Source organism: Cytobacillus horneckiae (assembly GCF_002835735.1).
Classification (GTDB): domain Bacteria; phylum Bacillota; class Bacilli; order Bacillales; family Cytobacillaceae; genus Cytobacillus; species Cytobacillus horneckiae.
The window spans coordinates 59747-74080 of record NZ_PISD01000027.1 but is presented as its reverse complement, the minus strand read 5'-3'; the positions used below and the strand labels follow the sequence as shown (position 1 = coordinate 74080).

General features: G+C 37.8%; 18 protein-coding genes and 1 pseudogene. 7 read left to right on the top strand and 12 right to left on the bottom strand.

Annotated elements, in window-relative coordinates; translation table 11 throughout:
• Positions 1 to 140: 140 nt before the first annotated feature.
• The gene (locus CWS20_RS12915) at positions 141 to 1121 is read left to right on the top strand and encodes a metal-dependent hydrolase (RefSeq protein WP_066195532.1); all 981 of its coding nucleotides are present in this window, start codon (positions 141 to 143) and stop codon (positions 1119 to 1121) included.
• 24 nt (positions 1122 to 1145) lie between these two features.
• Here the strand turns inward: CWS20_RS12915 and CWS20_RS12910 are convergent, their stop codons facing one another.
• Positions 1146 to 1415 (bottom strand): YfhJ family protein, encoded by a 270-nt coding sequence (locus CWS20_RS12910; protein WP_066195529.1) that lies wholly within the window; start codon positions 1413 to 1415, stop codon positions 1146 to 1148.
• A gap of 116 nt (positions 1416 to 1531) precedes the next feature.
• On the opposite strand from CWS20_RS12910, the gene CWS20_RS12905 reads away from it, so the two are divergent.
• Positions 1532 to 1702, top strand: coding sequence for a small, acid-soluble spore protein K (locus CWS20_RS12905; RefSeq protein WP_066195526.1), 171 nt, complete (start codon positions 1532 to 1534; stop codon positions 1700 to 1702).
• A gap of 24 nt (positions 1703 to 1726) precedes the next feature.
• On the top strand, positions 1727 to 1885 hold the full coding sequence (locus CWS20_RS12900; protein ID WP_083957326.1) for a YpzG family protein: 159 nt from the start codon (positions 1727 to 1729) through the stop codon (positions 1883 to 1885).
• A 22-nt stretch (positions 1886 to 1907) separates the two neighbouring features.
• Here the strand turns inward: CWS20_RS12900 and CWS20_RS12895 are convergent, their stop codons facing one another.
• Positions 1908 to 2234 (bottom strand): YfhH family protein, encoded by a 327-nt coding sequence (locus CWS20_RS12895; RefSeq protein ID WP_066195525.1) that lies wholly within the window; start codon positions 2232 to 2234, stop codon positions 1908 to 1910.
• Between the two features lie 240 nt (positions 2235 to 2474).
• A complete protein-coding gene (gene recX, locus CWS20_RS12890) occupies positions 2475 to 3278 on the bottom strand; it encodes a recombination regulator RecX (RefSeq protein WP_066195522.1) in 804 nt (267 codons plus the stop codon).
• A 99-nt stretch (positions 3279 to 3377) separates the two neighbouring features.
• On the opposite strand from recX, the gene CWS20_RS12885 reads away from it, so the two are divergent.
• The 3 genes and pseudogenes from CWS20_RS12885 to CWS20_RS12875 form a co-directional block, all read left to right on the top strand.
• Complete coding sequence (locus CWS20_RS12885; RefSeq protein WP_066195519.1) at positions 3378 to 4286, top strand: TIGR01777 family oxidoreductase; 909 nt, start codon at positions 3378 to 3380, stop codon at positions 4284 to 4286.
• 71 nt (positions 4287 to 4357) lie between these two features.
• On the top strand, positions 4358 to 4489 hold the full coding sequence (locus tag CWS20_RS12880) for a YfhE family protein (RefSeq protein WP_083957325.1): 132 nt from the start codon (positions 4358 to 4360) through the stop codon (positions 4487 to 4489).
• A gap of 90 nt (positions 4490 to 4579) precedes the next feature.
• Positions 4580 to 4702, top strand: a pseudogene (locus CWS20_RS12875) (YfhD family protein); the annotation flags it as partial.
• 125 nt (positions 4703 to 4827) lie between these two features.
• Here CWS20_RS12875 and CWS20_RS12870 read toward each other — a convergent pair.
• Positions 4828 to 6648 (bottom strand): ABC transporter ATP-binding protein, encoded by a 1821-nt coding sequence (locus CWS20_RS12870; RefSeq protein WP_066195518.1) that lies wholly within the window; start codon positions 6646 to 6648, stop codon positions 4828 to 4830.
• Positions 6629 to 8368: an ABC transporter ATP-binding protein gene (locus tag CWS20_RS12865; protein ID WP_066195515.1), complete on the bottom strand. Its 1740-nt coding sequence runs from the start codon at positions 8366 to 8368 to the stop codon at positions 6629 to 6631. The genes CWS20_RS12870 and CWS20_RS12865 overlap by 20 nt, the downstream gene beginning before the upstream one ends.
• Positions 8369 to 8696: 328 nt before the next feature.
• Between CWS20_RS12865 and CWS20_RS12860 the strand changes: the two genes are divergently transcribed.
• Positions 8697 to 9533, top strand: coding sequence for a squalene/phytoene synthase family protein (locus tag CWS20_RS12860; RefSeq protein WP_241504178.1), 837 nt, complete (start codon positions 8697 to 8699; stop codon positions 9531 to 9533).
• A gap of 53 nt (positions 9534 to 9586) precedes the next feature.
• Here the strand turns inward: CWS20_RS12860 and CWS20_RS12855 are convergent, their stop codons facing one another.
• The 7 genes from CWS20_RS12855 to CWS20_RS12825 form a co-directional block, all read right to left on the bottom strand.
• Positions 9587 to 9898: a DMT family transporter gene (locus CWS20_RS12855; protein WP_066195510.1), complete on the bottom strand. Its 312-nt coding sequence runs from the start codon at positions 9896 to 9898 to the stop codon at positions 9587 to 9589.
• Positions 9898 to 10248: a DMT family transporter gene (locus CWS20_RS12850; protein ID WP_066195508.1), complete on the bottom strand. Its 351-nt coding sequence runs from the start codon at positions 10246 to 10248 to the stop codon at positions 9898 to 9900. Before CWS20_RS12850 ends, CWS20_RS12855 begins: the two co-directional genes overlap by 1 nt.
• Before the next feature lie 17 nt (positions 10249 to 10265).
• A complete protein-coding gene (locus tag CWS20_RS12845; protein ID WP_066195506.1) occupies positions 10266 to 10832 on the bottom strand; it encodes a TetR/AcrR family transcriptional regulator in 567 nt (188 codons plus the stop codon).
• Between the two features lie 181 nt (positions 10833 to 11013).
• Entirely contained in the window at positions 11014 to 11724 is a 711-nt protein-coding gene (locus tag CWS20_RS12840; protein WP_066195503.1) for an ABC transporter ATP-binding protein, read from the bottom strand.
• Positions 11717 to 12493, bottom strand: coding sequence for an ABC transporter ATP-binding protein (locus tag CWS20_RS12835; RefSeq protein WP_066195501.1), 777 nt, complete (start codon positions 12491 to 12493; stop codon positions 11717 to 11719). The genes CWS20_RS12840 and CWS20_RS12835 overlap by 8 nt, the downstream gene beginning before the upstream one ends.
• Complete coding sequence (locus CWS20_RS12830; protein ID WP_066195498.1) at positions 12465 to 13442, bottom strand: branched-chain amino acid ABC transporter permease; 978 nt, start codon at positions 13440 to 13442, stop codon at positions 12465 to 12467. Before CWS20_RS12830 ends, CWS20_RS12835 begins: the two co-directional genes overlap by 29 nt.
• Positions 13443 to 13454: 12 nt before the next feature.
• Positions 13455 to 14330 carry a branched-chain amino acid ABC transporter permease gene (locus CWS20_RS12825; protein ID WP_066195496.1) on the bottom strand — a complete coding sequence of 292 codons (876 nt, stop codon included), beginning with the start codon at positions 14328 to 14330 and terminating at the stop codon, positions 13455 to 13457.
• Positions 14331 to 14334: the final 4 nt, after the last annotated feature.

The following is a 14334-nucleotide window of genomic DNA, read 5'->3' as shown; positions in this document are numbered from 1 at the left end:
ATCTTAAGCTTTTAGGGAATATACTATATAAAATTGATGAAAATAAGCATATTAAGCCTGTCAGAAATAAATAGGACAGGATTGATAATAACTAAGGCTTAACTTTAAAAAAATTGTTGATATAAGGAGGAATTCCTCTTTTGGATACTGGTACACATGTAGTAATGGGACTCGCATTAGGCGGACTTGCAACCTTGGATCCGGTCGTTGGCGGCAGTACAGTTACTGCGGCAAGCGTAATGATTGGTACCATCATTGGTTCGCAAATACCTGACATTGATACTGTTTTAAAATTAAAAAATAATGCTTCATATATTAGAAACCATCGCGGCATCACACATTCCATCCCTGCAGTGCTACTATGGCCGATATTAATTACTGCAGTGATTTATATGATATTTCCTGGAACAAATTTGCTACATCTATGGTTATGGACATTCTTTGCTGTTTTTCTACATGTATTTGTAGATATATTTAACGCCTATGGCACCCAGGCTTTAAGACCTTTTTCTTCAAAATGGGTCGCGTTAGGCATGATCAATACTTTTGATCCATTTATTTTTGGCATTCATATTTTTGGCTTATTTCTTTGGGTTTTCGGAATGGACCCTGGCTATACTTTCCTTGCCATTTATGGCATTTTGATTATTTATTATTTCTGTCGCTATTTTGCTAAACGCTCTGTATATAACGGTGTAAAAGACATTATACCAGATGCAACAGAAATCATTATATCACCAACCATGAGATACAACCAATGGCGTATAGCTGTGAAAAACAAGGATAAATTCTTTGTCGGGCGGGCTGTTAAGGGGCGTGTGCGCATCATTGATCAGTTTAAGCGAGTGCCAATACCTAATTCGCCCATTATTAATGCAGCTAAAGAGGATAGAAATATTTCCGCATTTCTTTCTTTTTCTCCTGTATATAGATGGGAAATTGAATCAGTGGAAAATATGTACGAAATCCGTTTCATTGACCTAAGATATCGCAGCAATGAATATTATCCCTTTGTTGCGGTCATTCACATGGATAAGGATTTAACCGTAATCAATTCCTATACAGGCTGGATCTTTAGCGAAGAAAAGCTGAGAAAAAAACTCGATATTATTACGAATTAAAAACAGGCCATAATAGGCCTGTTTTTAATTTAGATGATTATCGTTCTGTTTAAGAAGATGCTTGTATTTTGGATTTTTAGCAATAAACTCGTGGAGCTTAGGTCCATGGTTTTCCACCCATTGCTCGACAATCTTCGCTGTCATTTCTTTGCCTTTATAATCCTTGCCCGCCTTTGCATAGGTTGTTTCAAAATCGTCCCATAATAATTCAATCCATGTTTGCGCTAATTGCACAGGCAAATGTTGGTTCACTTCAAGAAGACGCTCTAAAAGCCTTTGTTGATATTCATTCATATAATAACCTCGTTTCCAATTTCTTTTATCGGTTTTATAAATGCAAAACGGTAAATAATATACATGAGCGAGAATAACGATGTCTCGCTTTTAAATAACCTCGAGGAGGGATGAAAATGCGCAATAAAGTCACGAATTTCCCTAACCAGAATAATAACAAATTTGAGGGTGAACCTCGAGCTAAAGCTGAATATGCCTCAAAAAGAGCGGATGGTACCATTAACACCCAGCCGCAAGAAAGGATGAAGGCATCTTCAACCCGAGAAAGTGATACACCCGATTTATAATCTATTATAGGGGGCTTGATTTTAATGGGAAACAAAAAAGACATTTTCGGTGAAAATGAATACAAAAGTCCATTTGCTTCTGGTAACTTTAATCCTAAAAGAGCTCATTATCAAGTTAATGGCGAAACCCAACAAACTCAAAACCTCATTAAACTGAAAAGAACACTTCAGCAAACTCCATAAAAACTTGAAAGAGGATGAGAACTCATCCTCTTTCAAGTTTTATTAGCATAGCAATAGGCAGCGCTTCTTCAGCCTTATCACCGTCAAGCCGATAACCCCAGGCAAAAACACCATTCATATAATCAATTTTAAAATAAGTTCCTGGATCTCCTGCAATTTGATAAATTTCTCCAGGAAGATAATCCTTTGGATTCAGCAAATAAGATTGGGCCATGATTGCTTTTCGCTCCAATACTGCAAATTCGTTAACCATCCCCAACTGCTCTGCCTTTCTCCCCTTTTCCTTCAAGGATGCAATCTCTTGTTTTAACTCATATTCACCCATATCACTATATCTTTTTTCTTGCATTTTCTTCGCTCCTCTTTGCGATAATTCCTACTTAAGTATAATCTAACAAGTTTAAAAAATTATTTCAAAATGATGAGTTTTTGGATTTTCCGAGGCTTTCATGGACAAGTGTTGAGCCGCTTAGTTGCTACGCGCCTTGAAAGTCTCGACTATTTCGCTTCTCTCCCGCAGGAATAGAGCGGGCACCTCTCACAGTCCAACTCAATTTTCTTATTATCCTTTTCTCACCACTCTGAGAAGTCATTCTTGATTTTGTATGTATTTATCAATTAAATCCAATGAGAAACCTTTTCTAAATAATGCTTGTTTCATTTTTTGTTCGTATTCAAATGGCGGCAAACCTTGATATTTTTTGGCATACTTCTCTGCCTGCTTACTTAAGGCAGATAGCTCCTCGTTCTCTTCCTTAGCGATATCACTGGTGCTTATAGCCTCATTGATGATGTCGTATGGAAAGCCTTTGCGCACAAGCATCTGCTCAAGCTTTTGTTTCATCATTCGCATGGAATCTTTTTTATATTTTTGAGTATATTTTTCACAAAGACTGATTGCAGTTGAGAGCTCTTCCTCCCAAGAGAATTCCTTTAAAGCAGACTCAATTAAATGAGCGGCTATCCCCTTCTCCTTTAACTCAATCTTAATGAGTGATGAGCCTTTATCCGTAGTATTTTTTTGCGTCCGCACATAAGCAATAGAAAACTGCTCGTCATTTAAAAAGGAATATTGATGTAATTTATGAATAACTTCTAGAATAATCGGCTCTTCTACTTCCTTAGTCCGAAGATGATTTTTCACTTCTAATTCTGAACGCATCCGCCTCGATAAGTATTGAATAGCTAAATTATACGATTTGCGAATATCGTCCTGATAATGAATTTCAATGATTAATGCTTCGTCAAGCTCCTGACCTTTTTTCAGACCATGCTTTATTAAAACAGCTTCATCCACACTAAATGCGTATTTCTCACCGCTTCCTTCATCTAAAAATATATTATATCTATCATTATTTTTCTTCTGAACAGTAATTTTTGTTATTATAGGCATTTTTGTCACCTCATTGTTTAATGTACCATAAAAGAGGAAAAAGGTTTTAATAATAAAGACACGAATTTAAATATTATAAGTTTATGTGGAGGGGACGCTATGAAGATTGCGTTGACAGGCGGGACTGGGTTTGTAGGAAAACATTTAACAAATGAACTTTTAAATAATGGGCATGAGCTCTATATATTAACAAGATCATTAGCAAATAAAAGTGAAAAAAACAACATTACTTACGTCCAATGGCTAAATAAAGAGGATGAGCCCGAAAAACAGCTTGATGGAATAGATGTTTTTATTAACTTAGCGGGAGAATCAATCAATAGCGGCAGATGGACAAAGGAGAGAAAGCAGAAAATATTAGATAGCCGATTAACATCAACAAGAGAGGTTATGAGAATCATTAATCGTTTAGATGAAAAACCGTATACACTAATTAATGCGAGCGCTGTCGGTTTTTATGGCACTTCTCAAACTGCGGTATTTGATGAAGAGGTAAGAAAATCTGGGGATGACTTCCTTAGCTTAACAGTTAAAGCCTGGGAAGAAGAAGCAATGCATGCCGAAAAAGAATGGGAAATTAGAACAGCCTTTTGCCGCTTTGGCATCATTCTTGATAAACACGAAGGTGCCTTACCGCGAATGGCATTGCCTTACAAACTTTTTGCAGGCGGCACAATTGGAGATGGTGAACAGTGGCTTTCTTGGATTCATATCCGCGATGTTGTCGGTGCAATTGAGTTTATTATCAAAAACGAGTCAATAGATGGGCCAGTTAACTTTACAGCTCCTTCTCCTGTAACGATGAAAAACTTTGGAAAAATGCTGGGGAAAGCTTTGAACAGACCACATTGGTTACCAGTACCCGAACCAGCTATTGAACTGGCACTCGGTGAGATGAGCATACTAATCACAAAAGGACAAAAGGTTTTACCATCTAAGCTTTTAAAGAGCGGCTATCAATTTCATTATTCAAATTTACAAACCGTATTACAAGCGATATATGAATAGAAGAAGTATGATTTATCCTTCTCAAGGAAAAAATAGGGTATTGAACATATTATTTGAAGGAGGATGTCCAGATGCCAACAGAGAGAAAAAGGAAAGAGCGAGTAAAAAATAGTTTATCAAGCATGCAGGAAGTTACATATTCTCGTGAATTTAAGAAAGCAGATCGCGCAGGCGGGTATGCACATAGCAAATCAAAACATTAATTTCCATCATGGAAAAACAACAACTGTGGAATGATAAAAACGGAAAGCAAATATTGCTTCCTAAATTTGTTGTTGAAGGAGCTAATATAAATGGGTCGTTCACGCGGACAAAAAAGTAGAGATAAAAATAAAGCTTCACTTCCACAGGTACCAAAGAATCTTAAAGAAGAATTTTCTGCCGAGTTTGCGGAACAAACTCATTTAAAAAAGCAAAAATAACAACTCGACAAATGCAGATATGCATATGAAACAAAAAAGCGGATGAGAAACCAACTTCTCATCCGCTTTTTATTCCATTTACAAATGCTTCAAACGTAGCTTGAGCGAGTGATTGCTCTCTACCTTAATTGCTTTTGCCCATGAAGCTGATAATAAAATCCTTTTTTCTTTAGTAAAGATTCATGATTTCCTTTTTCAATTATTTCTCCATTATGCAAAACAAAAATTTTGTCTGCATTTTGAATTGTGTTTAAACGGTGTGCTATTACAAAGCATGTTCTTCCAACCATTAGCTGTTGGAGGGCTTCTTGAATTTTCAGTTCTGTTACTGTATCAATACTGCTCGTTGCTTCATCTAAAATTAGGATGGACGGCTGTGCAAGAAAAGCACGCGCAATAGATAATAGCTGCTTCTGGCCTTGGCTAATTCCGCTTCCATTGTACTTTAGCTCAGTATCGTATTGTTTAGGCAGCTTCATTATAAATGAATGGGCGTTAGCATGCTTTGCTGCATCCATCACCTCTTCATCCGTTGCATCCAACTTCCCATAGCGAATGTTTTCGTGAACTGTTCCTTGAAACAAAAACGAATCCTGCAGGACAAAGCCCATATGCGCCCGCAAGCTTTCTTTATTTATATCTGCTATGATTACTCCGTCAATCAAGATGGCACCTTCGTTTACCTCATAAAAACGGGAAAGCAAATTTATAATTGTAGTTTTACCTGCTCCAGTCGGACCAACGAAGGCAACGGTTTCACCTGGCAATGCACGAAGATTTATCTGATTCAAAGTATTTTTATACCCTTTATATGAAAATGATACATTTTGAAATTCTACGTCCCCTTTTACCTTTTCCATCCGGCGTTTGTTCTTTTCCTGTTTTAATTCATCTTCTGCATCGATAATATCAAAAACTCGCTCTGCACCGGCGATGGCAGATAGAAGGGTATTAAATTGATTGGCAAGATCATTTAAAGGTCTGGTGAATTGTCTGGAATACTCTGTAAAGATAACAATCATTCCGATGCTAACTGTGCCATTTAATGCAAGAATACCTCCGACACAAGCAATGATTGCAAAGCTAAGATTATTTAACATATTCATCAGTTTTGGTATAAAGCCTGAATAAGTTTGTGCCCAAAATCCAGAAGTTTTTAATCGTTCTCCTTTTTCTATAAATTCCGCTATCACTTTTTGCTCTTGAGAAAAGGTTTTTACAATCTTTTGACCTGAAATCGTTTCCTCAATAAAACCGTTAAGCTCTCCCAAATTTCTTTGCTGCTCTTTAAACAAGACACTTGTCCTTTTCGTTATCCATTTCATGCCGTAAAACATTAACGGAACGATTAGTAAAGTGAGCAAAGTTAGCAGTGGACTTAGCGACAGCATAACAAGAATGGTTCCAGCAAGTGTTAACACACTTGAAAAGATTTGAATGATGGAACTATTCAAGGTTGAGCTCACATTTTCAATATCATTTGTGACTCTACTCATTAATTCCCCAAGCTGACGTTTGTCAAAAAACGGGATAGGAAGCTTTTGAATTTGCTCGAATAAATCTGCCCGCATCGTATAAACCGTTTCCTGCGCTACACCAATCATCCAGTAATTTTGAAGCCATAAGGAAAGGGAATGAACGATATATATACCGCCTAAAGCCGCCAGCAGCCAGAGAAAAAACATCTCTTCTCTTGATACTAAATACTTATCGATTGCCATCCCTACCAGAAATGGACCTAGCAGAGCCATTGCCGAACTTATTATGACCATAAGTAGAACAAGAATTAGCATCACTTTACTATAGGATAAATAAATCCAGATTCTTTTTATGACCGCAGAAAATTTTTTTGGTTTTGCTTTTACTCTTTTTGATTGGGGTGAGATCGGTTGGATAGGTATCTTATCATGTTTAAATGGATCACTTAGTTTGGAAAGCAAGATGAGATACCTCCGCTTCTAATTGGGATTTAGCAATTTCGCGATACAGTGGAGAAGAGAACAGCAGCTGCTCATGTGTCCCTTCGGCAATTAGGAGCCCGTCTTCTAATAGAAGAATTCTATCTGCAGACTTAGCTGTACTTATTTTTTGCGTAATAATCATTGTTGTAGAGGTGTAAGTCTTTAATGCCTGCAGCAATTTAGCCTCAGTATTCATATCTAGCGCACTCGTACTGTCATCTAATAATAATATCTTTGGCTTCCGTATAAGCGCTCTGGCAACAGAAAGCCTCTGTTTTTGCCCACCGGAAAGGTTCACTCCTTTTTGCCCAAGCTTTGTCTCATATTGTTGCGGCAAAGCCATAATTGTCTCATGAATTTGCGCATTTTTTGCCGCCGCTATTACGTCTTCCATGGCTGCATTCTCTTTACCCCACGATATATTATCCTTAATACTGCCGCTAAATAGCATCGCTTCTTGAGGAGCAAAGCCAATATTCTTTCTAAGCCAATCCATTTTAAGCGTTTTTACATCGATATGATCGATCAGAACTTTTCCATCTGCCGCATCATAAAGCCGTGGAATGAGCTGAAATAATGAACTTTTACCAGACCCTGTTGCTCCTAAAACGGCGACCGTTTCTCCTGCTTGCACTGTAAAATGCAAGTCTTTTAATACATATTCCTCTGTATCGGGATATTTAAAAGAAACATGATTGAACTCTATTTCCCCTTCCATATGTATGTTGTTAAAAGACTGATCCTGATCTGTTAAATCAATGGACGCATCAAGTACTTCCACAATTCTCTCTGACGAAGCTCTTGCCCTGGATAGGGCCATAATTATAAAAGAAAACATGGAGAATGCGGTTGTCATTCGTGTAGCGTAATTGATAATCGCGACAACTTCCCCAACTTGAACTTCACCTAAATTAATTTGATTTCTGCCAAACCATAAAATGACCATAATACAGAGATTCATTACCAGCAGCAACACTGGCATCGCTACTTCCATCAATCTTAATGCCTTAACAGTGCCATCCTTTAAAGTACCGCTGACTTTTGAAAATCGATTCACTTCATGATTTCTGCGGTTAAATGCTTTGATTAAACGAATCCCTACTAAGTTTTCCTGCATCACATTATTCACATGATCTAATTTTTCCTGCACGCGCTTGAATAATACACCGCCCTTTTTCATGACATATACGAGGAAAACAACTAAAATAGGGACAACGGCTAAGAAAATGATCGCAAGCTGCCAATTGACAAAGAATGACATAACCAAACTCCCTACTACTAGCAGAGGAGCTCTCAGCATAATTCTTAAGCTCATAAAAATGGTATTTTGTACTTGGGTTACATCATTGGTCATTCTAGTAATGAGTGAGGAAGTTGGAAAGCGATTAAAATTGCCAAAAGAAAATGACTGAATTTTTGTCATTAAGCTCTTTCTAATATCAAACCCTAAGCTTTGGCCAACATGTGCAGCATAATAGGAATTTAAAACACCTGATGCAAATGCGATTGCAGAAACCCCCACCATCGCACCGCCCCACATTAACACAACATTAAAATCATTCTTCATTATCCCTTCATCTATTATCCTTCCAATTAATAATGGCTGAAGGAGTTCAACTGATAATTCAGTCAGCATTAGCACCAATGCCAACGCGGCTGCCAATCGATACGGCTTTAAAAAAGATAAGACTTTCAACATTTAAATTTCCCCCATGTTGTTCATCACTTTGTTACAACAAAAATGCTGTTTGCAAGGGCCGATTATTCTCTATCATATTTTCTACCGCAATACAAACTTTATCTAAACTTTCGTTTTACTAAATAACATATATGAACTATCATATATCTTTTTGCGAAATTTTTAAATAATTCATTCTGATTTTTATTTACTCTGTGTTATGTTAAAATTTTAAGGTACATAACTACAAATGACCTTGATAGACATATTTTTGTTTATTTTAAATAAATCATGCTCTATTGGTAAAAATAAGAATAAAACTAGAATACAATAAAGGATGCGATACTGGGTGAATACACGTAATAACGTAGATGAAGTACCTAATGATGCGATAGATATTTTAAAAGAGACAAGCCGAACTTTTTTTATCCCTATCAGCCTGTTAACTCCTGGGTTACGGGAAACGGTTGCTTCCGCTTATTTATGCATGCGGGCCATTGATGAAATTGAGGACCACCCACAGCTTCAGCCTCAAATAAAAAGTGAATTATTAACTACTACTAGTAAAATTCTAATTGCAAAGCCATATGATAATGAAGCACTAAACAACTTATATTCTCCTTATCATGACTCATTACCTGAAGTCACTTTACGTCTTCATGACTGGATTAATTATTGTCCAGAGGAAATACGGGATGAAGTGTTAAAGTCGACTGCAATTATGGCTGAAGGTATGGCAAATTGGGTTAATAAGGACTGGACAATATCGACTGAGGAAGAGTTAGATCAGTATACATATACAGTTGCTGGTCTAGTTGGTGTCATGCTGACTGATATCTGGAAATGGTATGATGGCACCAAAGCGGATAAAGAGCTAGGAATAGGCTTTGGACGCGGATTGCAGGCTGTAAATATTTTGCGAAATTATAAAGAAGATGACGAACGAGGAGTAAGCTTCTTTCCAAATGGTTGGAATTTAGACGATATGTTTGCTTATGCGCGCAAGAATCTTGATTTGGCAGATCAATATGTAAAAGAAATAAAAACTGAAACCATTTTAAACTTCTGTCAGATTCCGTTAGCACTTGCACATGGAACAATGAAAGCATTATCAGATGGTAGGGAAAAAATGACAAGAAATGAAGTAAATGATATGGTAAATAAAGTAGTTACAAAAACATCATAATATAAGCAAAAAAGCAGCGGATAATCTCCGCTGCTTTTTATTGATTTTTACTGCTATGAAATTAACTTCAACCCTACTGCAGAACAAAGGATTAATGCGATGCAGACAAGTCTCTTCCAGTCCTTGGCTTCGTTAAATAATAGCATACCAACGATAGCTGCACCCACAGTTCCTATTCCGGTCCAAACAGCATATGCGGTTCCCATCGGGATAGCTGTCATTGCATAAGAAAGAAGGCTGAAGCTGACCGCGAATGATAGAATGAGAAATACTAAAAAGTTCCATTGTTTCATTGCTACTTTCTTTAAATTATAAACACCAAATACTTCAAATCCGCCAGCAATGATTAGTGCAGCCCAATGCATTATGCAGCACCTCCCTGTTCGACTTTTTCTTCATCTGAATCAGACAATAACTTAAGACCAATAACTCCGCTTAGCAAGACTAATATGAGTAAAATTTTTAACGGCTTAAACGGCTCTCCAAAAACAAGCATTTCAACCAGCACAGTTCCTGCTGTCCCAAGGCCAGCAAAAACAGCATATACAGTTCCTACAGGCAAATGTTTTGTCGCAATGATCAATACAAAAAAGCTCAGTACAACCATAGCGGCTGTAAATATCCATTCGATTGGAGTTTCAGAATATTTAAGTCCGGACACCCAAACTACTTCAAGCACACCTGCAAATAAAACATATAACCAATATTTTGTCATCACTTATCTGCTCCTCTCTACGCAGTAATAAACCCCCGCCAATAAATCGGCCACGTTGCATTTACCCTTTGTTGAAAATGGGTTTCTCCATTGAAAATTAACTCTATAACGGCTCCATCCACAATGGTAATAAACGCTAGTGCTTCATCCATATAATTGCGATTGCTGTTTGTCAGTTCTCTCATTAACCTTGCCAGGAGACGCTGCATCTGCTCGAAAAATGGATTAACATAGCTCATTATTTCTTTACTTAATTTCGGCGGCGGAAAATAGGATATACGCACCAAAAACTTTGCATGGTCACTCTCTTTATTTTCTTGAATAATCCAAGTGAAAAATCCTTTTAAACAATTCTCAAGAGACTGATGTTTATGCGAAAGAAAGTAATCCACCATTCTTCGCTTTTCCATATCGAGTACATGCTTCACAACTGAAAGAAAAAGCTCATCTTTCCCCTTGTAATGAGCATATATAGAAGGTTTCTTAATTCCTACATCACTTGCAATCATATTCAAAGAAGCACCTTCATAGCCTTCTCTTGCAAAATGATTAAGCGCTACATTTCTAATCATTTCAGCACTCATTCATCCACCTCCCTAACGGTCGTTAGGTAAATAATCTCACACAATTAATTGGTTGTCAACACAGTTTGTTTGATTGATTATAAAAAAAATAGATTAAATAATGTAATATCCTATTTATACTGTCATCAAAACTCACCAAAAAAATGTCTGGAAGTTTCTCCAGACATTTTTTTCACATTTATTAACTTGATTTTCTTCCAAGATACGCCTCAATAATGCGCGAATCGTTTAATAACTCATCTGATTTTCCTTCAGCAACGATCTTCCCTGTTTCCAACACGTAACCGGAATGGGAGACTTTTAACGCTTGTCTTGCATTTTGTTCAACTAATAGCACGGTTGTGCCGGACTCATTAATTTCCTTTATTATTTTGAAAATATCAGCAACAACTAGTGGTGCAAGCCCCATAGATGGTTCATCCAACAACAGCAGTTTCGGTTTGCTCATAATGGCTCTTGCTATCGCGAGCATTTGCTGCTGTCCTCCAGATAGCGTTCCGCCAAGCTGTTTTTCCCGCTCTTTCAAAATTGGAAAACGCTCCATCATTTTATTAAGGTCGCTGGCAATATCATGATCCTTGCGATGATAGGCTCCCATTTCAAGGTTTTCAAGCACCGTCATCCCAGCTAATATCTGGCGGCCTTCAGGTACAAGCGCAACACCTTTCCTCAACAGTTGATCTGGCCGTAAACCAGTCACATCTTCGCCAAGGAATTCAATCTTCCCTGAATTCGGTTTTAATAATCCCGAGATGCTTTTCATTGTAGTTGTTTTGCCAGCACCATTTGCCCCTAATATCGTAACAATGCTGCCTTCTTCTACTTCCAATGAGACATTTTTCAGCACTTGTATCTTTCCATATGATGCATTGATACCGCTAATTTTAAGCATAGAGCTCATCCTCCTCTTCCCTTCCGAGGTAAGCTTCAATTACATCCGGATGATTTTGGATTTCCTCAGGTGTGCCTTCGGCAATTTTTTTACCGAAGTTTAACACGGCGATTCGATCGCAAAGTTTCATTACAAGTGGCATATCATGCTCAATTAATAACACCGTAATGCCTTTTGCTTGAATCTTTTTAATCAAGTCGAATAAATCACTTGTTTCTGTTTCATTCATTCCTGCCGCAGGTTCATCCAAGAGCAGCACTTCAGGTCTGCTGGCAAGAGCACGTGCAATTTCAAGTCTTCGTTGCTGTCCATAGGCAAGATTTTCTGACACCACTTCGCTATACTTGGCAAGACCAACAAATTCAAGCAGTTCATCAGCAGTATCTTTAATTTTTTGCTCTTCTTTTTTTTGTGACTTTGTCCTAAACACACTTCTTAAAACACCCGCCTGACTACGGCAATGTTCGCCTACCATAACATTTTCTGCTGCAGTCATTTGCGGGAAGAGCCTGATATTTTGAAACGTGCGGCAAATTCCTTTTTCTGTTATTACATGTGACTTTAAGCCATTGATGTTTTCTTTGTTGAATACAATTTCACCTGAAGACGGAATGAACATAGATGTAATTAAATTAAACATCGTCGTTTTACCTGCTCCATTTGGACCGATTAAACCGAAAATTTCTCCTTTATTGATTGTAAAGGTGACATCAGTCAAGGCACTTAATCCACCAAAATTTTTACATATCTTTTTGATTTCCAGCACCATGTTTTTGCCTCCTTGTCTCACGTTTGTTTTTAAACCAGTTCAATAGGTTAATATCAATAAGCCCTTGTGGGCGGACAGCCATCATAATAATTATGATTAACCCGTAAATCATATAGCGGTACTCGCTGATAAATCTGAGTACCTCCGGCATTAATGTAAGGAAAAATGCGCCAAATACAGGACCCCAAATCACTTCGCTTCCGCCAAAAACAACAAAGATTAAAATCTCAACCGCCCGATGATAAGCAAAATCAGCCGGACTAATGTAAGCAAGTATATGCGCATACATCGCACCAGCAAAGCCTGCAACCAATGCACCTTGTGCAAATGCTAACACCTTATAATAAGTAATATTGATCCCCATGGATTCTGCTGCTTTCTCATCTAGTTTAATCGCTGCAAAAGCCCGTCCAACTCGGGAAAAATGCTGTCTCCTGAAAAACCATATAATGAAAACAGTAATTGCCAATAATAGCAAAAAGATTGATAAAAAGATGAATTGGTTATTTTGCAAACCAATTGCAGATGGATTGAAGCCAAATCCTTGAAAAGATTTAAGCATTTCTCGTCCAATATGAGGAATGCCTGATATCCCTACTGACCCATTTGTTAATGACTCCCAGTTAACAAACACAACCCTGATTACTTCTCCAAACCCGAGGGTGACAATCGCTAAGTAAACACCTTGCAGCCGGAGAGTAGGAATTCCGATTAATATACCGCAAATGGCTGCAAGCAGTGCGCCGCATATAATCCCTAGAATAATCGGTAAATCAAAATGAATCGTCAATAGTGCTGAAGTATATGCTCCGATTCCCATAAACCCAGCATTTGCTAATGATAGTTGTCCGGTCGACAATGTAATGTATACACTAATCCCGAGAATAATATTAATTAACATAAAGGATGCAACTTGTAAGTAATATGGATTAATTAATTCAGCAAACATTGGATCACCTTCTTACGTTGAAATTTTCTGGCCGAATAATCCTTGCGGCCTAATAAGGAGAATAATAATAATGGCTAGGAACGCAATCGCATCACGATAGCCTGAATCTCCATAAACAACGATGAAGGTTTCTGCTAAACCTAGTATAAGTCCTCCAGCCATTGCTCCTCTCACACTGCCCATCCCGCCTAAAATAATGATTGCCAGTCCCTTTAACCCCATTGAAAGCCCCATTTGCGGAGTAACAGAGTTAAAGGCCATTCCAACGAGGATCCCTGCGATACCTCCCATTGCAGAAGCAATGATTACTGTCATCGTTATCGTTCTTTTTGTATCTACGCCTAGCAAGCTTGCCGTTTCTAAGTTCTCAGCTGTAGCCCTCAATGCTTTACCTGCTTTTGTTTTACCTAGCCAGAACGACAAAGTAATCATTAATACAATGGATATAACAAAAATCACTATCTGTACGAGATAAACTGTGATGGAGCCAATTTGAAAGCTAATTTCTGCAAAGCTTGCTCTAAACGGGTGATTCCCGGCACCAAATAAATGATGAGAAAGGTTTTCCAATAAAATTGAAACACCAATTGTACTAATGAGCGGTGCTAGATGTGATACGCCCTGTTTATGCCTTAGCGGTCTTAAGGCGAATCTTTCTAACATATATCCCATGATTGCAGTAATAATAATCGCTCCAGCAAAAGCTACCCATAATGGGGCATTTAAAGTGGATGTAATCATTACTCCGATAAAGGCACCGAACATAAAAATTTCTCCATGTGCCATATTAATAATTCCAAGTACGCCAAAAACGAGAGTGAAACCAAGAGCAACAATTGCGTATATGCTGCCCAAGGTTAAACCATTTATTAACTGTTCAATAAGCACGGTG

Bases quoted from the DNA above. Each gene is read 5' to 3' on its own strand.
- CWS20_RS12900 (WP_083957326.1), top strand. From the start codon at position 1,727: ATGGGAAACAAAAAAGACATTTTCGGTGAAAATGAATACAAAAGTCCA.
- CWS20_RS12885 (WP_066195519.1), top strand. From the start codon at position 3,378: ATGAAGATTGCGTTGACAGGCGGGACTGGGTTTGTAGGAAAACATTTA.
- CWS20_RS12865 (WP_066195515.1), bottom strand. From the start codon at position 8,368: ATGTTGAAAGTCTTATCTTTTTTAAAGCCGTATCGATTGGCAGCCGCG.
- CWS20_RS12855 (WP_066195510.1), bottom strand. From the start codon at position 9,898: ATGCATTGGGCTGCACTAATCATTGCTGGCGGATTTGAAGTATTTGGT.
- CWS20_RS12835 (WP_066195501.1), bottom strand. From the start codon at position 12,493: ATGGTGCTGGAAATCAAAAAGATATGTAAAAATTTTGGTGGATTAAGT.
- CWS20_RS12910 (WP_066195529.1), bottom strand. From the start codon at position 1,415: ATGAATGAATATCAACAAAGGCTTTTAGAGCGTCTTCTTGAAGTGAAC.
- CWS20_RS12880 (WP_083957325.1), top strand. From the start codon at position 4,358: ATGCCAACAGAGAGAAAAAGGAAAGAGCGAGTAAAAAATAGTTTATCA.
- CWS20_RS12850 (WP_066195508.1), bottom strand. From the start codon at position 10,248: ATGACAAAATATTGGTTATATGTTTTATTTGCAGGTGTGCTTGAAGTA.
- CWS20_RS12845 (WP_066195506.1), bottom strand. From the start codon at position 10,832: ATGAGTGCTGAAATGATTAGAAATGTAGCGCTTAATCATTTTGCAAGA.
- CWS20_RS12895 (WP_066195525.1), bottom strand. From the start codon at position 2,234: ATGCAAGAAAAAAGATATAGTGATATGGGTGAATATGAGTTAAAACAA.
- recX (WP_066195522.1), bottom strand. From the start codon at position 3,278: ATGCCTATAATAACAAAAATTACTGTTCAGAAGAAAAATAATGATAGA.
- CWS20_RS12830 (WP_066195498.1), bottom strand. From the start codon at position 13,442: ATGTTTGCTGAATTAATTAATCCATATTACTTACAAGTTGCATCCTTT.
- CWS20_RS12905 (WP_066195526.1), top strand. From the start codon at position 1,532: ATGCGCAATAAAGTCACGAATTTCCCTAACCAGAATAATAACAAATTT.
- CWS20_RS12840 (WP_066195503.1), bottom strand. From the start codon at position 11,724: ATGCTTAAAATTAGCGGTATCAATGCATCATATGGAAAGATACAAGTG.